General features: G+C 70.4%; 16 protein-coding genes and 2 pseudogenes. 10 read left to right on the top strand and 8 right to left on the bottom strand.

Annotated elements, in window-relative coordinates; genetic code table 11:
* Positions 1-55: 55 nt before the first annotated feature.
* Together FHR82_RS24920 and FHR82_RS24925 are read right to left on the bottom strand one after the other, a co-directional pair.
* Entirely contained in the window at positions 56-457 is a 402-nt protein-coding gene (locus tag FHR82_RS24920) for an STAS domain-containing protein (protein WP_184812923.1), read from the bottom strand.
* Positions 458-619: 162 nt separating this feature from the next.
* Positions 620-1,780, bottom strand: coding sequence for a M23 family metallopeptidase (locus tag FHR82_RS24925; RefSeq protein WP_184812924.1), 1,161 nt, complete (start codon positions 1,778-1,780; stop codon positions 620-622).
* 146 nt (positions 1,781-1,926) lie between these two features.
* Between FHR82_RS24925 and FHR82_RS24930 the strand changes: the two genes are divergently transcribed.
* From FHR82_RS24930 to FHR82_RS24945, 4 genes are all read left to right on the top strand, one after another.
* Positions 1,927-3,525 (top strand): helix-turn-helix transcriptional regulator, encoded by a 1,599-nt coding sequence (locus FHR82_RS24930; protein WP_184812925.1) that lies wholly within the window; start codon positions 1,927-1,929, stop codon positions 3,523-3,525.
* Between the two features lie 164 nt (positions 3,526-3,689).
* Positions 3,690-4,847, top strand: a complete 1,158-nt coding sequence (locus FHR82_RS24935; RefSeq protein ID WP_184812926.1) for a M23 family metallopeptidase — start codon at positions 3,690-3,692, stop codon at positions 4,845-4,847.
* A 305-nt stretch (positions 4,848-5,152) separates the two neighbouring features.
* On the top strand, positions 5,153-5,638 hold the full coding sequence (locus FHR82_RS24940; RefSeq protein WP_184812927.1) for a hypothetical protein: 486 nt from the start codon (positions 5,153-5,155) through the stop codon (positions 5,636-5,638).
* Between the two features lie 572 nt (positions 5,639-6,210).
* Positions 6,211-7,257 (top strand): ABC transporter substrate-binding protein, encoded by a 1,047-nt coding sequence (locus FHR82_RS24945; RefSeq protein WP_221464222.1) that lies wholly within the window; start codon positions 6,211-6,213, stop codon positions 7,255-7,257.
* A gap of 7 nt (positions 7,258-7,264) precedes the next feature.
* Here the strand turns inward: FHR82_RS24945 and FHR82_RS24950 are convergent, their stop codons facing one another.
* Entirely contained in the window at positions 7,265-7,753 is a 489-nt protein-coding gene (locus FHR82_RS24950) for an allene oxide cyclase barrel-like domain-containing protein (protein WP_184812928.1), read from the bottom strand.
* Positions 7,754-8,593: 840 nt separating this feature from the next.
* Between FHR82_RS24950 and FHR82_RS24955 the strand changes: the two genes are divergently transcribed.
* Positions 8,594-10,291, top strand: a complete 1,698-nt coding sequence (locus FHR82_RS24955; protein ID WP_311771259.1) for a ribonuclease J — start codon at positions 8,594-8,596, stop codon at positions 10,289-10,291.
* 266 nt (positions 10,292-10,557) lie between these two features.
* Here the strand turns inward: FHR82_RS24955 and FHR82_RS24960 are convergent, their stop codons facing one another.
* Both FHR82_RS24960 and FHR82_RS24965 read right to left on the bottom strand, forming a co-directional pair.
* Entirely contained in the window at positions 10,558-12,072 is a 1,515-nt protein-coding gene (locus tag FHR82_RS24960) for an AAA family ATPase (protein WP_221464223.1), read from the bottom strand.
* A gap of 4 nt (positions 12,073-12,076) precedes the next feature.
* On the bottom strand, positions 12,077-14,770 hold the full coding sequence (locus FHR82_RS24965) for a hypothetical protein (protein WP_184812929.1): 2,694 nt from the start codon (positions 14,768-14,770) through the stop codon (positions 12,077-12,079).
* 1,002 nt (positions 14,771-15,772) lie between these two features.
* Between FHR82_RS24965 and FHR82_RS24970 the strand changes: the two genes are divergently transcribed.
* From FHR82_RS24970 to FHR82_RS24985, 5 genes and pseudogenes are all read left to right on the top strand, one after another.
* Complete coding sequence (locus tag FHR82_RS24970) at positions 15,773-16,117, top strand: YkvA family protein (protein WP_184812930.1); 345 nt, start codon at positions 15,773-15,775, stop codon at positions 16,115-16,117.
* A 198-nt stretch (positions 16,118-16,315) separates the two neighbouring features.
* Positions 16,316-16,477: pseudogene (locus FHR82_RS46415) on the top strand (helix-turn-helix domain-containing protein); the annotation flags it as partial.
* Positions 16,478-16,555: 78 nt separating this feature from the next.
* Positions 16,556-17,050 (top strand): GyrI-like domain-containing protein, encoded by a 495-nt coding sequence (locus tag FHR82_RS24975; RefSeq protein WP_225944537.1) that lies wholly within the window; start codon positions 16,556-16,558, stop codon positions 17,048-17,050.
* A gap of 437 nt (positions 17,051-17,487) precedes the next feature.
* Positions 17,488-18,696, top strand: coding sequence for a monooxygenase (locus tag FHR82_RS24980; protein WP_221464224.1), 1,209 nt, complete (start codon positions 17,488-17,490; stop codon positions 18,694-18,696).
* A 217-nt stretch (positions 18,697-18,913) separates the two neighbouring features.
* Positions 18,914-19,867, top strand: a complete 954-nt coding sequence (locus tag FHR82_RS24985) for a Rieske 2Fe-2S domain-containing protein (protein WP_184812932.1) — start codon at positions 18,914-18,916, stop codon at positions 19,865-19,867.
* 195 nt (positions 19,868-20,062) lie between these two features.
* Here the strand turns inward: FHR82_RS24985 and FHR82_RS48045 are convergent.
* From FHR82_RS48045 to FHR82_RS25000, 3 genes and pseudogenes are all read right to left on the bottom strand, one after another.
* Positions 20,063-20,179: pseudogene (locus tag FHR82_RS48045) on the bottom strand (DNA-binding response regulator); the annotation flags it as partial.
* A gap of 377 nt (positions 20,180-20,556) precedes the next feature.
* The gene (locus tag FHR82_RS24995; protein WP_184812933.1) at positions 20,557-21,222 is read right to left on the bottom strand and encodes a response regulator; all 666 of its coding nucleotides are present in this window, start codon (positions 21,220-21,222) and stop codon (positions 20,557-20,559) included.
* A 20-nt stretch (positions 21,223-21,242) separates the two neighbouring features.
* Positions 21,243-21,518, bottom strand: a complete 276-nt coding sequence (locus FHR82_RS25000; protein WP_184812934.1) for an ATP-binding protein — start codon at positions 21,516-21,518, stop codon at positions 21,243-21,245.
* Positions 21,519-21,550 lie beyond the last annotated feature (32 nt).

The raw sequence follows: 21,550 nt of genomic DNA on the forward strand, positions 1-21,550 counted from the left end.
GAATGCCGCTTCCCGGTTGCCATGCTCGTCGGGCGTCCCTGCTCACGTCCGGGGCCTACACACTCTCACTCGCGTGGACCAGCGAACCGGGGGCCCCGATGGCCAATGTTTCGAGGGCAACGGCCAGCGTCGGGTACAACGACAAGCGCTGTGAAAGACCGGCGTCGTCGATAGCCCGGTGAGCTGGCTCCCCCAGAGCGGCCACCGTCACCAGCCGCGCTTCGCACAAAGCTGCTCGGTGCGCAATGACGAGCAGAGCATCCAAGACCGAGGAATGGACAGCCGTGACGTCCGAGAGCTTGAGCAGCACCGTCATCGGCCGCCATCGCAGCGCGTTGTCGAAGGCGTGAGAAATCACAGGTATCGACGGTTCGTCCAGCACTCCTGCCAACGTCACGAAGACGGGAGCGGACAACCTGGCCAGCGCGTTCGGGACGTGCCAGTCCACCGCGGTCATACATCGTGGTTCGCCCACCACGGCCGGATACGCACCAGGCAACCTGGTCAAGAGTAATCGCCTTCCCCCGTCGGGTCCATCACGCTTGCTGACGGTCTGGCGCCATCTCGCGGGAGTGCTGGGTCGCGGGTGTGCCGGCTACCCCTGACATGATCCGGAACCTCAGCACATGCCGTTCACCGGGCCGGGGACGCCGGTGTAGGTGTAGGCGTCGCTGACCCAGGTGCTGTCGGTGAGCCGGTTCCACAGGCTCGTGGTGCCCCACCGGCCGGTGTGCGTGGTGCCGTTGGCGGAGCAGGCGATGGTGACGGTGGCACCGTCGGCCACCGTGCCCGCGACCGCGTAGCCGGTGCCGGGGCCGGAGCGACGGTTCAGCGTGGTGGCGCCGTCGGCGTCGATGATGCCCTGGGTGTAACCCAGCGCGCCGTAGTTGTACAGCTGGCCGCCGACCGGGACCGACCTGCTGCCGTGCAGCGCGGAGCCGCCGTACTGCGCCGATCCGTTGCGGAACAACCACTTGCCGATGATGTGGTTCGCGATGCCGACGAAGTTTCCGTTGTACATCAAGGAGAAGTGCACGTGCCGCGCCCTGGCGGCACCACCGCAGCCCGTTTCGGTTCCGGTGTCGCCCAGATACGTACCCGCCGACACCCGCAGCCCGTCGGCCCACAGGTGGTTCCACAGGTGGTAGTAGCGGCTGGCGTAGCCGTCGGGGTGCAGGACCCTGATCATGCCGACGCACGGGGTGTAGGCGAGCCCGTCCCGCACCGCCAGCACCCGTTGGTCGCCGCCCGCCAGGTCGACCGAGCTCCACGGACCGCTGCCCGCGTCGTGGGCGTGTGGACCGCCGAGCACGGTCCACGACTGGCCGACCGCCCACGGCAGGCGCATGCCGGTCCGGAAATCGCCGTTCACCGCCGCACCCGCCTGGCCGCCGTGCGCGGCGAACACGGTGCGCTCCCGCGCCGAGAGCACACCGGACCGCGTGGCAAGGTCGGCGAACGCGGGCTGCCCGTCGAGGGCGACCAGCCAGTCCGCCCTGCGTTCGGCCACGAACAGCCAGTCCCTCGGCAGTGCGTCGGCGCCGCGCGGCGCGACCAGCACCACCGTGCCGAACGCCCACCGGCCTTCCGATCGCAGCACGCGCACCTCGGCGTCGGGCCAGCGGCTCGCCGCATCCCCCGCCACGCGGTCCCGTGCCGCCTGCGTCACCCGTTCGGCCAGGCCCGGCACCGGACCGGCCGAAACCGTTGCGGGGGCGACCAATGCGGATCCCACGACAAGGGCCGCGAGCGCGGCCACCCAGCGGGCCGTCCTGCCCATGACGACACCTCCGTCCACCCGACCGCCTCGACGCTACGGTCCGCGCCAGGGCACGGTGGCGTTGTTGCGGGGCGACAACGGGGTATGCAACAAAGCCCCCGGGCAGTGGCTTGTGCTGGCTCGGGCGACCGCTGATACTACGCAGCGTGTCGACGTCGACCGCTCGTGTGACCACGGGGCGCCCCAACAAGATCGCCGACGACGCCGACGGCCGCTTCGTCAGCCGCACCCGCATCGCGTGGCTGCTGCGGATGAGCAGGCTGTACGGGCAGGACCCCGAGCTGGCCGTGGCGAGACGGTGCGCGACCGCCTTCCCCGCTCATCAGAGACCGGTCACGCCCAGCCAGATCTCCCGCTGGGAGAACGGGACGCTGCCGGTGCCCTACCGCGTGATCCGCGCCTACGAGGACCTGCTCGGCCTGCCCGCCGGCCATCTCACCGCCGCGGTCGACACCGTGCACCAGGTCCGGTCGGTCCGGCCGGGCCCGCCCCGCCTGGACCGCCGGTTCACCCCGGACGCGCGGCTCGCCGGGGAGCTCGACGACCTGCTCGACCGGTGCGTGGGCAGCGCGCCGGTGCGCGGCGTGGACTGGGACGCGATGAGCGCCCGCGTGCTCGCGATACCGCACGTCTACCTGCCGAGGCCGGTGTGGAGCACGCTCGTCAACCGTCTGCTCGCCGAGATGTCGGTCTCACGCGGGCGCGCCTACCTGCACCGCTGGGAGGCGCTGCGCAGACTGCAGGGCCATCCCGTGGCGCGTCAGGTGATCGCTGCGGCCGTGGCCGAGATGGTCGCCGACCCGGCCAGCCAGATCATCGTCGACCCGCTCATGCTGCTGGTGCACGACCGGCAGTCCATCCAGCTGCTGGTGGACGAGGTCGCCGCGCCGACGAGCGAACGGACGCTGCACGCCGCGCTGGAAGTCTGCGAGCTGGCCGCCGAGGCGGGCCGGTTCGGTGGCGAGGACGCCACGACCCTCGACGTGCTCGCCCGCGCCCACCTCGCGGACAACGGCCTGCCGCCCCATCTGCGGCGGGCGGCCGCGGACTTGATGTCCAGGCTCACACCACCCGGCGGCCGGGCACCGACCGGAACACGCGGCGGCGACCAGGACCACACCCCGGGGCGCGCGGCGGCCGTCGCCGCGCTGACCACCTCGGCGGAGGCGGCACTCGACGTGGCCACCAGGGGGACGTCGGCGGGCGAGAACCGCATGCTGACCCGGCTGGTTGACGAACTGCTGTTCAGCCAGCAGGTCGACGTGCGGCTGGGCGCCGCGGCGGTGCTGGCGGCGAGCCCGTTCGGCACGCCGCTGGCCGACGCGCTGGCCGGCCACCTCGCCGCGGCCCTGTCGGCGGGCGACCGGTCGCCGACAGGCGAGTGGGCGTCCGCGCTCGGCACGATCGGCGGCGCCGGGCACCGGCCCGCGCTGGAGGCGCTGCTCGCCGGCCCCGTGCCGCCCGCGATGGCCGTGCAGGCGGCGTTCGGCCTGGGCAACCTGCCCGGCCGAACCGACCCCGCGGTGCTCACGCACGCCGTGCGTCGCCACGCCCGCGCATGGCAGCGAACCCGGCGCGACGGCGCCGAGGAGGTGTTGCGCGCGCTGGTCTACGCGGCCGGGATGCAGCACGCGACGTCGTTGCTGTCCGACGTCCGGAGCAGGCCGGAACTGCCCGACGGGGTCCGTGCGGCGGCCCGCTGGTGGCTGGTGCGGCCCGTGTCGGCAGCCGCCGCCGAGGGGTAATTGCGATCACCGGCGGCTCCGGCAACAACGCCCTGCCGCCCGCCGATGTCCTGGTGGAATCGACTCGCGTACTCGGCCGGCTGCCCTGCCTTCCGCTTGCTCAGCACGCTTCGGATGAGTCGTCCCCTTGTCCGGCCGTCACGCCCGGATAGTGGAGGTACGACATGAGATCACGAACCCTGACCGGCCTGGTGGCCGCCGGCCTGCTCGTCACGCAGGTGGTGGCGAGCACGGCGGCCGCCGAGCCGACGGCCGGCCTCGTCTCGGAGGTGACCGCACGGATGCACGCCGAGGCGGCGGGCGCCACGGCCGCGGTGGCGACGCCGCGGGTCGACGTCAGCAGGCAGGACGGCACATGGGCGTTCGGCACCGCGGTTCTGGCGACCGCGCCGGACTCGGAGGCCATGCCGGAGGGCTGGCTGTTCGTCGCTCACCGCGCGGGAAGCGACTGGACGGTCGCCCTGGAGGGTGAGCCTGCGTTCGCCGAACTGGCGGCCGAGGCACCGGTGGTCACCGAGGCAGAGCGCCCCCTGTTGTCCACACAGGACGTTGCGCAGCCGGGGGCGCTCGCCAACGGCGACGGGCGCACCGGGATGGCGCTGCCCTACGCGGTGGGCCAGACGTGGGGGATGCCCGGCGGCCCGCACGGCTGGGGCGGTGCGGCACCGCCGTGGAGCTCCCTCGACCTGGCGGGCGGTGACCAGGTGGTGCGTGCCGCGCGCGGGGGCACCGCGTACACGATGTGCAAGGGCTGGGTCCGGGTCATCCACGACCGCGGCTACGCCACCGACTACTACCACCTGTGGGAGAACGTCAACGTCAACGGCGCGGCGGTGAGCCAGGGCAGCTACCTCGGCTACACCGGCACGGACGTCACCTGCGGCGGGTCGGCGCACGGACGGCACGTGCACTTCGCGCTGCGGCAGAACAGCGCCTACGTCGGCATCGCCGACCACAACGTGGGCAAGTGGGTGCCCCAGAACGGCGGCGCGGCCTACCAGGGTTCCGCGCTGCACGGCAGCACCCGGGTCTACGCGGGCGGCTCGCTGTACAACTACGGCGCGCTCGGTTTCACGCAGGGTGTCATGGACACCAACGGCGGCGGCGTGGTGAACAAGCGGACCGGACCGGGCACCGGCTACGCGACAGCAGGCACGGTCGCAGACGGTGCGACCGTGACCGTCTCCTGCTCGGCCAACGGCACTAGCCACACGGGCCGGTGGGGAGCCTCCAGCCTGTGGAACCGGCTCACCGACGGCACCTGGGTGAGCGACGCGTTCATGTGGACTGGAATCTCCGGGCCCGTCAACGGCTACTGCTGACTGTGTACGCGCGCGGCACGGGTCGGGTGAGCACCTCACCCGGCCCGCGCCGTGACTCGCGGCAGCAGACTGTTCGTTCGGGACTGCCCACGGTTGGTTGACACCGTGCTGGTGGTGCTGAACCGCAGTACGCCTCCCGTGCCCGCGTCAGGTCGACCGACCATCCGGGTGTACGCGGTACGCCGTGCCCGCCCAACGCGCAGCGGTGCCCTACTGCGCGACTTGGGAACGATCATGGCGCATCTGGATGATCCGCGCGTGGCCCGGACATCGCTGGGGGTCTGGCCGGGATGTTCCTCATCATCATGATCAGTCTGGTCGACGTGATGGTGCAGAACCCGATCATCGCCCCGTCCACCCGCTCCGACGCGGTCAGCCTGCTGCCCACGTACGGGGCCATGCAGAACGCCGTCGGCTCCGCATTCACCGGTGACCTGTCGGCCGGCTACATGCTCCTCGGACTCCTCTGGCTGGTAGGCGCGTCAGTGATCGGCCTCATGGTGTTCCACCGTCGCACCCGGGACCACATCGCCAGGATCGACCCGGCAACGCCACGCCCCCAACAAGACCACTCCGCGACGGTCGTGGTGAGCCTGACCCCCGAGGGAACCCTCCGGATCCACTCGACGTCCGGGCCGGTGGCGGTCTACGGGTGCACTGACGACCATGTGCTGCTGTCCACCCCGCCCTCCACGACACGCACCGTCCCGGCAAGTCTGCTGGCCTTGGAGTTCATGGAGCCGGTCAACCCGGCCAGACAGGCAACCTCCGCAGCGGTCGACCGCACGTGAGGTGACCGCGGCAGGCGCACGGTGTGATCGTCTCCACGGAGGCCCGCTGTCGAACGGTGATGCGCGCATGTGAGTCCACTCCCTTGGGCTTGCTTCGTCGGGCATCCCACCAACGGCGGGGCCCCAGCCCTGGCCTATCCAGTACGCCTCCCCTTGATCCACCTGCACGGCCCACTCACTCGATCGGGTCGGCGGTCGGTTCGGGCCAGCCTTGAGGAGGGTTACCGGATAACAATCAATCGGGCAGCCTTATCCACAACGAGGATCGGCGAGCAGCGTGGACGTGACGCCGCACGTTGCGCCACCCGAGCCGGGAACCATCACCGAAAGCAGCCACTTCACCGTCGAACCTCGGAGTCCCGAACCATCAGCCCACAATTGGTAGTCGGACAAAAGGCGAAGGCCGTGGTGTCCACGAAAAGGCGCACGCAGACGACGCACCGAGGCGACAGCCCCGCTGGAAGTGGGTCCGTGACCGCGGCACCATCGTCCGTGTGTCGCCCGCAAGTCGGCGGTCGACGACCGGCGGGTTCGCTCGATCGGGGTGGTGCGGCTGTCTGTACGGTGCCCGCATGTCACAGCCACTGATCGGAGTGGTCCTCGCCGCGACCGGACGGCTGGCACCGCTCGGCGTGCCGTTGGACTTCGTCGCACGCGCCCTGCCCTGGCCCGTCGGTGTGCTCGTGCGTGACAGCGGGTCGACCGCTGGCGGGGCACGGGTCGCCGCGCTGTCTCTTGTGGAGGCCGGTGTACGGGTCGTGGTGACATTGGGTGGGACCGAGACTTTGCCCGCGGTGGCGGGTGTCTGCACCGAGCGCGAGGTGCCGTGCGTGTCCACGACGCTGCCGTGGCAGGTGTTCGCCGCCGGCCACCAACCGGGGTGGGCGTTCCATTTCGGTTGGGGGCTGGACGACATCGCGGTGGTGTTCGCCGACCTGTGGGAGTACGTGGGCCAGGCCCGTGTGGTCGGGTGCCTGTGGAACGACGGCACCCAGGGCGAGGCGTTGCGGCGGTGGTTCCGGCCGGTCGCAGCGGCGCGGGGGCACGAGCTGGTTGACCTGCCGTACCGGGAGTCCGGCGGCGAACTGCCTGATGTGGCGGGTGTGGAGGTGGTGACCGGGGCCGCGACCGCCACCGACCTCGCGACGGCGCTGCGCCACCGCCGACCTCGGCTGGTGACCTGCTCGCGTTGGTTGACCTACCCGTTCAGTGTGGCCCAGCACGGTCTGGACCGGGTCGCCACGATCGTGTCGTGGACGCCGGAGCATGCCCACCGGGCTGCTGTCCGCACACCTCGTGACCTCGCTGCCGCTTACGAGGCGGCGACCGGGTCGGGGTGGCTGCAGCCGCTCGGGTTGGCACACGCCCTGATGGAGGTGGCGTGCCACGCGGTGGCCAGTGCGGACTCCCGAGAGGGCTTGGCGGCGGTGCTGGCGCGTACTCGCCTGGCGACCCTGGCCGGTGTACTCGACTGGACGGCCGGGCCGGTGCCCGGCGTGGCGACGATTCCGTTGGCAGGTGGGCAGTGGCGCGCCAGGCCACAGCCGGAACTGGTTGTCGTGGACAACCGTCGCGCGCCGGTCGTGCCTGTCGGTGGCGAGCTGCTGGTTGGGCCGTGACCCGCGTTCAGTCCGTGGCCAATGTGAAGGTGAACCGGTAGGCCACCTCCGCCGCGCGCCCCGACGTGCGTGTCACCTTGCCCTCGCCCCGGGTGTTGGCGTATGCGCCGGTGCCGCCGACGACCGCCAGGGTCGTGTCTTCGAAACCCGTCGCGAGCGTCTTGTAGGTGCGCAGTCCGGACAGGTGCAGCTCGCCGTCCTTCAGCCGGAACACCGATGTGCAGTGCGCCGTCACCGCCGGCGGCACGGTCACCGATATGGACACCACGCCGCAGTGGGAGTATCCCTCGCCGACCTTGGCACGCCCCTGCTCATCGAGCAGGTCGCCACCAGCGACGAAGCCGCTGCCTACAGCAGGGTTTACGGGCGCGGACATCAGCGACCGTTTGGCCATCACCTCCACTGTGTCCGCCTTGGGGTCGACTGCGGTGCTGACGCCCGCGGCACCGGCGCTGACAGCACCAGCGCTCAGGAGCGCCCCGGCGAGCACGAGCACGTGCCACGGCTTGATCCGCACCCCACACCTCCATGTCCAGAACCGATGTTGTCTTCGACGCTAGTTCTGTTGCGGGGTAACGGACATCGCTAGATAGCGTGGCCACGAACGGTGGACCGACCGGCTACTCGGCACGGTCGGTATACCGGGTGCGCGGCACAGAACGCACCCATGTTGGGACGATGGTTCATACCGACGTCGACCACGTCTGGTCACGCCGACGACGTTCCTCGCGGTGACAACCCGAGAAGCGGTTCGTCCAGATCGCCATCGCGATGCTGGCGAACCGGAAGCCTCGGTTGGACACGATCCGCGGGCGCGGCCGGCGGTGGTCCACGTGCGGCGGGTTACGGCTCGAGCTGGATCTTCGGACAACCTGCAGGCGGTGCGTCGGCGGAGATACACGTGCACGTAACAGGATCGTCGGCCCGCGGTGAAGGCGGTGGGTGCGAGCGAAAGGAGTTGTCGTGCGTAGCATCACATTGACCGCAGCTGCTGCGGTGGTCACCCTGGGGAGTTTGCTGGGGCGGCGGGAACCGCTTCGGCAGAACCCGACGTCACCATCGAACAGTGCCTCGACAGCGGCGGGATTCCGCACCTGGGAATCGATACGTCGAATGAGGAACGATCCGGCTGGTGCGAAGGCGGATGGTACGACGGGCACATGCTGCGCTTCCGCTGACGGCCTTGACCTACGGGACCAGGGGGCTGACGACGCGGTCGCCGTCAGCCCCCTGGTCCCGCCACCCACCAGCTCGTACTCCGGACCGAACCGTCAGCGGAGTGGGCTCGCAGGAGCTGACGACAGCGAATCCGAGACTGTGCCAGTAACGTGAGGGTGTGAGTTCTGTTGCCCGCACCGCCGCCCCTGTCGCCGCCGTGCCTTCTCCGCCACCACCGGGCGCTCTTCGGGTCGTCGCGCTGGGTGGTCTCGGGGAGATCGGCCGAAACATGACCGTGTTCGAGCACGACGGCAAGCTGTTGGTGGTGGACTGCGGGGTGCTGTTTCCCGAGGAGCACCAGCCCGGAGTGGACGTGATCCTGCCGGACTGGTCGGTGATCCGGGACCGGCTGTCCGATGTGGTGGCCGTGGTGCTGACCCACGGTCACGAGGACCACATCGGCGGCGTGCCCTACCTGCTGCGCGAGCGTCCCGACATCCCGCTCATCGGCTCCCGTCTCACGCTGAGCTTCATCGGCGCCAAACTGGCCGAGCACCGCATCCAGCCGGTGACGATCGAGGTCCGCGAAGGCGGCCGGCTCACCAGGGGTCCGTTCGACCTGGAGTTCCTCGCTGTCAACCACTCCATCCCGGACGGGCTCGCGGTCGCGATCCGCACCGGCGCCGGTCTGGTGCTGCACACCGGGGACTTCAAGATGGACCAGTTCCCGCTGGACGACCGGCTCACCGACCTGCGGGGTTTCGCCCGGCTCGGCGAGGAGGGCGTCGACCTGTTCCTCGTCGACTCCACCAACGCCGACGTGCCCGGCTTCACCACCGCGGAACGCGACCTCACCCCCGCCATCGAGCAGGTGTTCCGCACCACGCCCGGACGGGTGATCGTCTCCAGCTTCGCCAGCCACGTGCACCGCATCCAGCAGGTCCTCGACGCCGCCCACGCCAACGGCCGCAAGGTAGCCCTCGTCGGCCGCTCCATGCTCCGCAACATGGGCCTGGCCATCGACCTGGGCTACCTCACCGTTCCCGCCGGTCTCATCGTGGACCAGAACACCATCGAAGGGCTCCCCGCCCACCAGGTCGCCCTGGTGTGCACCGGATCCCAGGGCGAACCCATGGCGGTACTGGCCCGCATGGCCGCCGGCACCCACCCCATCAGCGTCGGCGAGGGCGACACCGTCCTGCTGGCCAGCTCGCTCATCCCCGGCAACGAGAACGCCATCTACCGCGTCATCAACGGGCTCACCGCACTGGGCGCGAACGTGGTGCACAAAGGCAACGCCAAGGTGCACGTCTCCGGGCACGCCAGCGCGGGCGAACTCGTCTACTGCTACAACATCGTGCAACCGTCCACAGTGCTGCCCGTCCACGGCGAACACCGCCACCTGCGGGCCAACGCCGAACTGGCCGTGCGGACCGGAGTGAAGCGAGACCGGGTGCTCGTCGCCCGCAACGGAGACCTCATCGACCTCCACAACGGACGCGCCACGATCACCGGCACCGTCGAGGTCCACAACATCTATGTCGACGGCCAGACCGTCGGCAGCGCCACCGAAGCCACCCTCGCCCAACGACGCGCGCTCGGCACCGAAGGCGTCCTCACCGTCGTCGCGATCGTCGACCCCGACACCAGCAGGCTCACCGAGGAACCCGACATCATCGTCCGCGGCTTCGAACACGGCCCCGACGACTTCGGCCCCCTCACCTCCGCACTGGAGAAAGCCCTCACCAGAGCGGCCGAACGCGGCGCCACCACCCTGGACGACCTCGAGGACACCATCGCCCGCGAAACCGTGAAGTGGGTACGCAAAACCTTCGGCCGCCAACCCGTGGTCATCCCCGTCGTCATCGACGCCTGACACTCCGAACCGCTCCCGGCCGTGTCATGACACGCGACGCATGGGAGCCGGTCTTCGCCGCAGCAGTCCAGATGGGACCGTCCGGCCACGTGTACCGCTTCCGTGAGAGTTGGACACGCCGAGAACGCCGTCCGGTAGTTCGTCGGCTTTGGCCGCAGTCATCCACGCGTCAGTTGCACGCCGTCCGGACCTCGTGCGCGGCCTCGTGATGGCAGGCAGCCCGGTACTCGACGCCGATCCGAAAGTGGCGCGGGTAGCCCGTTTCCTCACCCAGCTGTCCAGTTCTGGATTGTCAGCCTGCTGCTGGTGAACGCGGCCAGGATGCGCTGGTGGGTCTGCCGCGGGAGTTGTCGGCCACCGGGTTCTCCGAAGGGGGTGCCGGGTCTTGCGGGTGCCTCACGGAGGAGGTCGGGTAGGCCGGGGCGGGTGAGCATGAGCAGGCCGTGGGTCGCGCGGGTGCAGGTCACGGCCAGTCTGCCGAACGAGGAGTTGAACTCGTCGAGTCGGGTGGCGCCGGACAGGGGGTGGATGGCTACCGTGATGCCGTTGGTCTGGCCCTGCCAAGAGTCCACTGTGGACGCGACGATGTCCGTGGCGGCCAGGGAGTGCTTGGTGCGCAGGCGGTCGACCATGTCTGTCGCGTCGTCCACTGCCTGGTTGCGGGTGGCGAGGACGGTGATCAGGGGGTCGCCGCCGTCGCCGGGGCGGGTGGTGAGTCGACGGCCGGTCGGGGTTCCCGTGGTGTCGTATTCCGCTCGGGTCAGGGCGAAGTCGGCGGCGAGCAGGGCATCCAGCAGTGCCTCGATCTGTCCCAGGAGTGGCTGGTCCACGTCGGCGGCTTCCGGGGTCGGCAGGCCCGCTATTTCCAGCAGTGTGGGCACTCCCGTTCCGACTGTGTGCCAGATGTCGGCCGCTGCGCCGGTCAGGCCGTCGGCGACCAGTGCGCGGTCGCCCGGGGCGGCGACGCAGTTGAGTTCCCGCCATTCCGGGTAGAACGCCCGCCAGAGGTGGAGGTGGCCGGCGGCGGGCCGCCACACGGCGGGCAGCTCGATGGCGACGGTGTGGTCGTCGTCGTCGAAGTCGGTGGGCCAGGCGCGGTACGGGTTGAAGCCGGGGTCGCCTCGCCACGGGTTCGCGCCGATCTCCAGGGGCGGCAGCTGGCCCACGTCCCCGACGCCCACGGTGATCGGGGCGGCCTTCGCGACCTTGTCGAACAGGTGGTGCGGTAGCTGCCACGCCTCGTCGACGAACAGCACGTCGAACACCGGCGGCGGTTCCTCAGGGAGGTCCCCGTCGGTGAAGTGCGCTGCCAGGCGGAAGAGTTCGCCCCGGGCGCCCAGCTTGTGGGACGTCGCGACGACCACCTTGCTCTCGACCGGGATGCCTGCCGTGCTGGTGACCACCGTGGCGTGCGCGTGGGTCTCCTCCGGCACGTCGTCGTAGCGTTTCTTGCTCGCGAACAGGCACACGCTGTCGCGGCCCAGTGCCTTCCCGAGCGCGGTCGCCAACGGGTAGACCTGCTTGTTGGTGAAGGCGATGATCGCCACGCGCGTGCAGCCGGGGTGCGCGACGGCCTCGGTGACGAGCTTCTTCAGCACGTGGGACTTCCCGGCGCCCGCGGCCGCCTTCAGCAGGATGCGCTCCACGGCCACCGTGCCCGCCAGCGCCGCGCGCAGCACGTCGACCGCCTCGTCGGCCACGGCCGTGTTCCCCGCGGCCGCGCCCGCGTGGTGGACCGCCTCCATACTCGCCCCGGGGGGCGGGGTGAATGCGAGGGTCACGGCGTCACTCCAGGTCGTCCAGGGTCAGGTCGTCCGGTGCCTCGGTGTGCGCCACCGCCACCAGTTCGGCGACGAGCGCACCCGCCGGGGTCACCTCGAACGCGTCCTCGTCGAACACCGGCGGCCACGCCTGCGGGTTCAGCTCCCCGTTGTCGCGGCGCTCGGCGAGCCGGTCGGCCCAGTCCGCCTCCGCGTTCTCGTGGGGGCGGCAGCAGTACTGGTGCTCGTCGGGGGAGTCGTCGTACGAGTACGGCCCGCAGTCCTGTTTCGGCGCGGACGTGTCGTCCGCCGCCGGTCTCGCGACGCTGAGCGCCTTGTTGCCCTTGAGGTCGCAGTACCAGCTGAAGTCCGCGACGACGAGCCGGTCGCCGGGCGCCACGTCCGGCGTGGTGTCCGGGGTCCACGCGAACCGGCGCGGCTCCTCTCCCACCGCCGCCAGCGGGCCGATCGCCATGCCTGCGAACTTGACGCTGCCCTTCAACGGGGTCATGGCCGTCCCCGGCCGTTCCACGCAGGCCTCGCCGTTGACGTGCAGCAGCACGATCCGCACGCCCGCGCCGATCCGCCGCGACTCGACGTCCAGCACGAGCGGTGCCGTGCTGACCACGGTCGCGGGCACGACCTCCCGGACCCCGGCGTCGGCGGCCATGTCCGCCGCGGCCTGCGGGTTGCCCAGCGCGGCGAGCTGGTGGCGGCATCGGCCGTCGCTCTCGATGACCGGCACGAGCGAGTTGCGCCAGTGCCGGTAGGTGCGGCCGAACCGGACCAGGTCGGAGGCGTGCAGGTCCAGCCTGCGCCGCCACACCGCCTGGGCGTCCGCCTCGATCGCGTGGTGGACGTCGCGGAGGGCGGAGTCACGCACGGCCCGCAACGCGGCGAGGGCCCGGTCGAGCACGTCGCACTTGTACGCGAGCTCCTCGGTGACGAGCGCGGTGTACCGCTGCGGGTTGGGTTCCCCGCCGCGCCCGCCGGTCAGTGCGCGGTGCACGGCGTCCGAGCGCCTGCCCGTCAGCCGGGCACCCGGTGTGTGCTGGGAGCGTTCGACGTCGTCCTCGAGTTCGCGCGGTTTGACCGGGCCCCGGGTGAGCGTCTCCGCCCACGCCACCAGGTAGTCGAGGCGCAGCGACGACGACGCGGGTCCGCCGGCCACCACGTGCTGCGCGAGGACCGCGCGCAGGTCGAGGACGGGGGAGCGAAGCGACAGGGCGCGGGCGCGGTCGTCCTCGAGGAGGAACGACACCGCGGTCCGCTCGGCCGTGTGCAGCGCGGCGGGCACGCGCGCGGGTTCGCCGCCGAACGTCAGCGGCTCGCGGCCCACCGCGCGGTCCCGTTCCCAGCGCAGCCTGCTGAGCTCGACCCCGGCGAGGTTGTCGGCGATGGAGGCGAGGACGTCCGCCGTCACGGCGTCGGGCACCACGACGTGCACCGCGTATGCGCCGTGGCGGGCGTTCTCGGCCATCGCGGCGGTGATCTCGTGACCGAGCAGCCGCATCACCCGGCGCCGGGTCTCGACCGACTGCGGCTCGTCGAACACGGTGACGGACCAGTCCCCGGGACCCGCGTCGGTGTGGCGCCGCAGCGCGATCCCGTGCACACCGAGCGCGGCGGCGTCCGCCTTGGCGAGCACCACGTCGACGGTGCCGGGGCGGCCCGCGCCGTCGACCCGCAACTGCCCGGTCCGCCTGCCGACCCCGTCCAGCGTTGCGCGCACCTGCGCGACCACCGACGCAGGTGCGCGCGCGGCCGCCTCGCCACCGGTCACCAGACAGGCGACCTGGGCACGCAGCTCAGGCGGGACACCGATCTCCACCAGCAGGTCGGCCGGGTCGGGCGAGGTCCGCACCTCGTAGCGGCAGTAGGAGAACAGGGGACAGGTGGTGCAGGTGGCCGGGTCGTACGTGGCCCGCAGGTGCGCGACGAACGGCGCGACGTCGGTGCCCGGCAGATACCGCGACTCCGCCGCCTCGCGCCGGCGTTCGGCCACCCGCATCCGTACCTCGGCGCGGTGGTCGTGCAGTGCCTCGACGAGCGCCTCGGGCTGCAGGAACGAGTTCCTCGGCACCGCCAGCACACCGTGGGAGTGCACGGCCATGCCCCGCGGCAGCCGCGACCACTCCGCCGCCGACTCCGCGCCGAGCGCCACCTGGAGGAAACCCTTGAGCAGCCGGGCGTCGTCGATCCGCGAGCGCACCCGCTCGTAGTCCTTGGCGTCGCCGACGATCAGCCACGACTCGCCGGCCGCTCCTGCGGCGACCACCGCGAAGTCCGGCTTGACCTCGGTGGCCGCGCCGTCCTCGAACCCGGCGAACGGCACCGCGAGACCGTGTACCAGGGTGGCGGCGCCTTCGGCGACGGCACGGTCGTGCGCGGCGGCCAGCAGGCCGGCGGTCTCGTCGGCGTGCACGTGGGCGTTGACGGTCACGACCTTCGTCGGCCGCTCCAGCCCGACCCGTCCGACCGTGGTGGTCGCGACCTCGCCCGCGAACTGGGCGTCGCGCACCAGGTGCTCGAACGTCATGGCCCGCGTCCACCGGGCCGCGGGAATGTAGCCGGAGTCGTCGGGGAACCCGAGTTCCAGTGCCAGCTGCCTGCGCGTCCGGCCGACGACGAGCGGATCCGTGCCTCGGAACCGCGCGCATGCCGCGTGCGTCGACGCCGCGACCGCGCCGGAACCGCCGCCAAGTGACTTGCCCGGCATCCCGGTACCCCACCCCTCATACAGCGAACGGCCACCAGGACCTGTCGGCAGAGATCAACTGCCGGGCCCGTGAGCTTACTGACCGAGGTGCGGATGCGGCCGGAGGCCGGGACGGCGCGCCGCCGATGTCACCCCGGACCTGAAGCTCGCGGCGGCGTACCGGCCATCGGCTGGGACCTGGAGTGCGTTTGGGCGTTTCTGAGTGCTTGCTCGGTCAGTGGACCGAATTGGCGATCATCCGCGATGTTCTGGCCGTAACAACTGCGCAGTGATACCTGCAGGACACGGACGGCGTCGCCGACGTTTCCCCGTCCCTCCCCCGCGATGTAGGTGGAGGTCGTGCACTGCGGAGTCGCGGCAGCGGCCGGCGTAGACGTGACGAGCAGCGCGGCGAACACAACGACTACCGCCAGCAACCATACTGTCGACCGTCTGCCTGGCTTCAGATGTGGCATCCTGCGTCATCGCACCATGGCGTCGAGTTGTCCAGTAGCGGTGTCCGGCGTTGAACAATCACGCGAAATACGAGGTCAGGACAGAAGGCGGATCAACTGCCGTGGCAAGGACGGGAAGGCCAGTCGAGTCGCGCCGGTGTGGTGAGAACGGCGTCGTGGCAGTAGAAAGCGCCATCGATCGCGGTGAGGTCACCCTGCACCCCGATGCTCGGGGGAGGTGAATGTCGAGCCGGAGATTCTCACGTCGCCGGTTCGTGCTCCGTACAGCGATATGGTGATCACCTCGGCGCGGGTACGACGGTCCGCGCTCCACTGCTCCCCCCTCGTGTGGGGCCGTCGTCGGCGCCGGTTCGGAAGTCGACCGCCATCCTCCGGCGGCGTTCGCGACCAGGTACTGCTCGGAGTGGGACAGGTCGTCGGGCATGTCGTGTCCGATCGAGGGCGCGTCCCACTTCGACCAGTGCAGATCCGCGAGATTGGGCCGGTCGTCGAGGCTGTCGTGCACGTGACCAGCGCGGCCGCCGTGTTTCGACAAGAATGGGCGAACATGGACGAGTTCTGGTCGACACTGAGTGTGATCGGGATCGTGGCGGTCGGCCTCGTGGCCCTCATCGCGGCGGTGCTGGTCTACCGGTTGGTGCGCAAGTACCGGCAGGTCCACCGGCCGGGGGTGCCGGTCTCGGCCAAGGTGGCGTTCTGGGCCCCGCTGGTCTACACCGTCTTCCCGGTGGACGCCCTCCCGGACCCGATCTACCTGGACGACATCGCCGTACTGATAGGCGGTCTGGTGTTCGTGACCGCGAAACTGCGCCACCGCGACGACACCAAACACCTGGACGCCGCTGAACGGGGCCGCTGGCCGGAACCAGGGGCCCACTCCTCACAACCCTGAACCGCGGCGGGCGAACCAGATTCTGAAGTCCGCGGCGAGTTTCTTCGCAGCGGAGTTGTGCGCCACGAGGCGCTGGGTGATCGAGAGGTGGTGAGAGACCGTCTCCCTTGGGTCGTCGCAGCGGCCTGAGTGAAGCTGGGGGCAGCCTGATCCGGGGAACGCCGGTGAGGGTGGCAAGCGGCCCCGACGAAGGCGGGCATGCCGCTGTCGGAGTACGTGCGCCGGCGCCGCATGACCGTCGCCGCTGCCGACCTCATCCGGGGTGAGGACGATCTGCTGAGCATCGCAGTCCGGCACGGATACGGGTCGACCGAGGCGTTCGGGCGCGCGTTCTGGGCCGTCCACGGTGTCGGCCCTCGTGACGTTCGTCGCGACGGAGGCCCCCTTCGCACACAACCGCAGCTCAGGTTCCGCCTGACCGTCGAAGGGAACATCCCCATGGACACCCGTATCGTCGATCGCCCCGCGTTCCGGCTCGTCGGGCACGCCGCCCGGGTTCCGCTCATCCACCAGGGCATCAACCCCCACATCCAGCAGCACATCACCGCACTGGCGCAGGAGGAGCACGCCCGGCTCAAGGCCCTCAGCGACGCCGAGCCGGCAGGCCTGCTGCAGGTCTGCGACGACCTCGACCCCGATAGCACCGAGGGCAGCGAACTGACCTACCTGCACGGCGTCGCGGTCTCCCGGGACACGCCGGTCCCCGATGACCTCGACGCCATCGAGGTACCGGCCGGCAGGTGGGCGATCTTCCGCACCACCGGACCCCATCCGCAGGGCCTGCAGAACACCTGGGCAGCGACAGCGACCGAGTGGTTCCCCTCCAACCCGTGGCGGCTGCGACCAGGTCCCTCTATCGTCACCGTCCTCGAACGCGCGGACGACTTCAGCACCGCGACCTGCGAGCTGTGGCTACCCGTCGAACCCACCTGACAACCCCCGACAAGAACCCAGGAACCGGCTCGCCAACCCCGTTGCCTGACGGGGAAGGCGGGCCAGTTTCGCGAAGCGAACACTCGCTCGTCGGCAGAAGAGTGCGTTCTTGAGAGTTGAGGTTTCTGCCGAGCAGGTGCCGGGAGCGGCACCGACGTCGGCAATGGGAGGGGGAGGACTGCCACCGCCGGCCAGATCGACCCTGGTAGCTGCGGCCAGGGAATCGCGACGCCGTCGAGTCGGCCAGTGGGTCGAACACGCGCACATGTTCAACCCTCCGATCTGCCCGTGTGGTTCGACCTCGCGATGGCGCGTCAGCGCACGTCAGATCATGCCAACGAGGTGGTCGGCAAGTAGTACCGCGGTACCGCCTCTCTCCCGCGGATGACTACCGCAGTACGACGAAACAGGACGGAATCAGGCCTAGCGTTAAGGCTATGACGAAACCTGACAGTCCACTGTGGAGGTTCGGGGTGGCCACCATGGCGCTGGCGACGGCGTTCGCTGTCGTCGCCGCCTGCGGGTCGGACGCCGGCAACAGCGCGGCGCCCGCCGCGACCGGATCGCACGGCGCGCACGCGGGCGGGTCGTCGGCTCCACCGCAGCCGCTGCGTGCCGGCGAGCGGTTCGTCGACCTGAAGATGGTCGAGGCATACACGCCCGCGCCGCCGGAGGGCGGCACGGACGAGTACCGGTGCCAGATGATCGATCCGGGCCTGACCAAGGCGGCGTTCCTGACCGGGACCGAGTTCACGCCGGAGAACGTCGCCATCGCCCACCACGCCATCGTGTACGCGGTGCCGCCGGGCGGCGCTGCCGCCGTGCGCGAGCAGGACGCGGAGACCCCCGGCCTCGGCTGGCAGTGTTTCGGCGGGACCGGCGTGGCCGGCGCCGAGGTGGAAGAGGGGGACGCGGCGTGGGTGGACACCTGGGCGCCGGGCGCCACGGAGACGCTGCTCGACCAGGACGCCGGCTACAAGCTGGAGCCGGGCAGCCTGCTCGTCCTCCAGCTCCACTACAACCTGCTCGCGACCGACGGCAAGCCGGCCGGGTCGGACCGCTCGGCGGTGCGGCTGCGGCTGACGGACGGCACGCCGCAGACCCGGGAACTCGAGACGTGGTCGCTCGACGCGCCGACCGACCTGCCCTGCGCCGCCGACGAGTCGGGTCCGCTCTGTGACCGGGCGGCCTCGATCGCGGACGTGACGAAGCGGTTCGGGCCAGATGTCGGCGAGATGGCGGACCGTCAGGTGGAGGAGTGCAACCAGGGCGGCGCGCCGAAGCCTGGTGACACCCAGACCTGCGACCACAAGGTGGAGGCGCCGATGACGCTGTTCGCCGGTTTCGGCCACATGCACATGCTCGGGCGGGCCATCAAGGTCGAACTCAACCCGGGCACGCCGAAGGCCAGGGTCGTGCTGGACGTGCCGCAGTTCGACTTCGACAACCAGCGGCTGGTGAAGCTGCCGGCGCCGGTGGAGATCGGTCCGGGGGACACGCTGCGGGTGACGTGTACGCACGACGCGGGGCTGCGCAAACGGCTGCCGCAGCTGAGCAAGCTGCCGCCCCGCTACGTGGTGTGGGGCGACGGCACCAGCGACGAGATGTGCATTGGCATCATGACGGTTTCCCCCCGCGAGCCCTGACGAAGGGGTCGAACGTGTGTGAATTCACTGAGGTATCGCAGCTGTCCACTCCTGTCGACTTCAAGCGGGGAGACACGCTGCGGGTCACCTGTACCCATGACGCCACCCCTGCGGCAGAAGCTGCCGTATTGAGCAAGTTCCCACCGCGCTATGTGGTCTGGGGCGACGGTTCCAGCGACGAGATGTGTGCAGGCCAGATGATGGCCTCGGCCACGACATGACCCGGTTGCGTTTGGATTCCCCGAGGCGGTCGCCGGTCTGGGTACTGCTGCCGCTGCGTGCTTTTCTCGGTGGCACCTTCTCCTACGCCGGTCTCTCCAAGCTCCTCGACACGCACTACTTGGACGACACCTCGCCACTCGGTGTCCACGCGCAGATGGTGAACGCCGCCCCGACCTCCCCGATCGGCCCGCTGGTCTCGCTGGCCGCCGACCACGCGACCGTCGCCGGGCTGGCGATCGCTTTCGGGGAGATCGCGGTCGGGCTCGCCACCCTGCTCGGGCTGTTCACCCGGCTCGCCGCACTCGGCGGTGTCCTCCTCTCACTCAGCTTCTTCCTGACGGTGAGCTGGACGACTCGGCCGTACTACGTCGGGGCCGACATCCTGTTCGCCGTCGCCTGGACCCCGTTGCTGATCGCGGGCGACGCCGGGGTGTTGTCACTGAGTGCCCGGCTGCGTGCGAAGGTGCGGCACAGGCTCGGCCTGCCGGTGCACCCCACGCCGGAGGAAGGCGGGACAGTACAGGACGACGTCGAGCGGCGTACCGTGCTGCGGGGCGGTCTGGTCGCGGCGGCGGCGACCGCTGCCGGAGTCACCGCGGGCAGCGCGCTGGCGCTCGCCCGGCGCCCTGCTGGCTCGCCAGCGGACTCGGTAAGCCACGGTCCGGTGATCGCTGCCGTCGACGACATCGTCGTCGGCTCGTCGAAGAGCTTCACCATGCCGAAGGGGACGCCCGCCTATCTCCTGCGCCCGGCGCCGGACACCTTCCTGGCGTTCAACGCCACCTGCCGTCATCAGGGCTGCCCGGTCTCCTACGTCGGCCCTGGCTTCCGGTGCCCTTGCCACGGCGCCACCTACGACGAGAACGGACAGGTGACCGGAGGGCCGGCACCCGCACCGCTGATCAAAATCCCGGTCAAGGTCGTTGCGGGCCAGGTCATGCTTGCCTGATCTTCGGGGCTCCGGCGGATCAGTCTGGCGTTCGCGTTCGGTGAGCACCGCGAGTCGGTTGTCCGCGGCCTGGGTGGCTGTGCGGTGTGCGGTGAACTGGCTGATGAGGCGTCGGGTGGTCCGCGGCGCGAGTAGCGCGTCGCCGGCGTCTTTGAGCAGGAAGCCGCTGGCGCCGGCCTGTAGTGCCTCGAAGACGTTGTCGTCGGTGTCGTAGGTGGTGAGGATGAGGACGCGGACCTGCCCCAGCCCGCGTGTCCCGGCGATCTGGGTGGTGGCCTGGATCCCGTCCAACGTGGGCATGCGGATGTCCATGAGGACGCCGTCGGTGCGGGTGGCGCGGGCCCGCTCGACGGAGGTCCAGCAGGACCTTGAACCCGGATCGCACGAGACCCTCGTCGTCGGCGAGCAGGACCTTGATCGGGGCGTTCACGGGCATCATGACGGTCTCAACCCCCCGGAAGTCCTGACGAAGCGTCGAACGTGTGTGAGCTCACTGAGGTCAACAAGCCGAAACAGCTCTGAGCTCACACACGTCCGCACTGAACTCACACCCGTGCGGCGTCGTGGCGGTCGGACGGGCGGTGACGTGGGCGGCTGCACGCGGACCCCGGCAGCGGAGCGGTCGATCACGCGGAGCGGTGCGGCTGGGAACCACGGTCGCGCCCCCGACGGACGCGCGAGATGAAGCGCTAAATCGGCCGGGTGAGTCTCAGGTCGTAGGCGAGGATGACGGCCTGGATCCGGTCCCGTGCGCCGATCTTGGCGAGGACCCGCCCGACGTGGGTCTTCACCGTCGACTCCGACAGCGTGAACCGTTGCGCGATCTCGCCGTTGGTGAGGCCGTGGCCGATGGCGACGAGGATCTCGCGCTCGCGGCCGGTCAGGGAGTCCAGTCGGGGATCTTCCCGCACGGGTCCGCAGAGGTCATCGTCGAGCCGGTCGGCGCACGCGTCGAGCAGCCGCCGAGTCAGTGCCGGCGCGATCACCGCGTCCCCGGCGGCCACGGCCCGGATGCCGGCGAGCAGCTCCTCCGGGCGGGTGTCCTTGAGCAGGAAACCGCTTGCTCCGGCCCGCAGCACGGCGAGCGCGTACCGGTCCACGTCGAACGTCGTCAGCACCAGGATCCGCGAACGCCGACCGGCGGCGACGATGCGCCGGATGGCCTCGATCCCCTCGACGCCCGGCATGCGGATGTCCATCAGCACTACGTCGGGATGCAGCTCGGTGGTCCATCGAACGGCCTCGGCGCCGTTCTCGGCCTCGCCGACGATCTCGGTGTCGGGGGTGTTCTCCAGCAGCATGCGAAACCCGAAGCGCTGCAGCGGCTGGGCGTCCACCACGAGTACAGAGATCATGAATGGCTGCCTTTCAGGTTCTACCGAGCGGACCTGAGACGACTGTTGAAACGGCGCTCAGGCCGGTTGGCCGCCGGCGCGGGTTCGTCGTCGGGCGGGCCGCTGTCGTGCACGACGATGTGGACCCGGCAGGCGTCGGCCATCAGGCTCAGGTCGACGGTGGTGCGCGGGCCGGCGTGCTTGAGGACGTCGCTGCTCCAAGCCACGCACCCGGCGTTCGCTCGGAACTCGGCGATGAGCCGTTCGTTCCAGCTGCCAGGGAACATGGTTTCATTCGTGTTGGCCGGGGTGGACAAGGTATTCCCTTCACTGTTCGGAGCACTTGCGG

Source organism: Actinophytocola algeriensis, assembly GCF_014203735.1.
Taxonomy (GTDB): domain Bacteria; phylum Actinomycetota; class Actinomycetes; order Mycobacteriales; family Pseudonocardiaceae; genus Actinophytocola; species Actinophytocola algeriensis.

Coding starts and splice junctions, on each gene's coding strand:
- FHR82_RS24920 (WP_184812923.1), bottom strand. CDS start 457: ATGACCGCGGTGGACTGGCACGTCCCGAACGCGCTGGCCAGGTTGTCC.
- FHR82_RS24925 (WP_184812924.1), bottom strand. CDS start 1,780: ATGGGCAGGACGGCCCGCTGGGTGGCCGCGCTCGCGGCCCTTGTCGTG.
- FHR82_RS24935 (WP_184812926.1), top strand. CDS start 3,690: ATGAGATCACGAACCCTGACCGGCCTGGTGGCCGCCGGCCTGCTCGTC.
- FHR82_RS24940 (WP_184812927.1), top strand. CDS start 5,153: ATGATCAGTCTGGTCGACGTGATGGTGCAGAACCCGATCATCGCCCCG.
- FHR82_RS24945 (WP_221464222.1), top strand. CDS start 6,211: ATGTCACAGCCACTGATCGGAGTGGTCCTCGCCGCGACCGGACGGCTG.
- FHR82_RS24965 (WP_184812929.1), bottom strand. CDS start 14,770: ATGCCGGGCAAGTCACTTGGCGGCGGTTCCGGCGCGGTCGCGGCGTCG.
- FHR82_RS24970 (WP_184812930.1), top strand. CDS start 15,773: ATGGACGAGTTCTGGTCGACACTGAGTGTGATCGGGATCGTGGCGGTC.
- FHR82_RS24975 (WP_225944537.1), top strand. CDS start 16,556: ATGGACACCCGTATCGTCGATCGCCCCGCGTTCCGGCTCGTCGGGCAC.
- FHR82_RS24980 (WP_221464224.1), top strand. CDS start 17,488: ATGACGAAACCTGACAGTCCACTGTGGAGGTTCGGGGTGGCCACCATG.
- FHR82_RS24985 (WP_184812932.1), top strand. CDS start 18,914: ATGACCCGGTTGCGTTTGGATTCCCCGAGGCGGTCGCCGGTCTGGGTA.
- FHR82_RS24995 (WP_184812933.1), bottom strand. CDS start 21,222: ATGATCTCTGTACTCGTGGTGGACGCCCAGCCGCTGCAGCGCTTCGGG.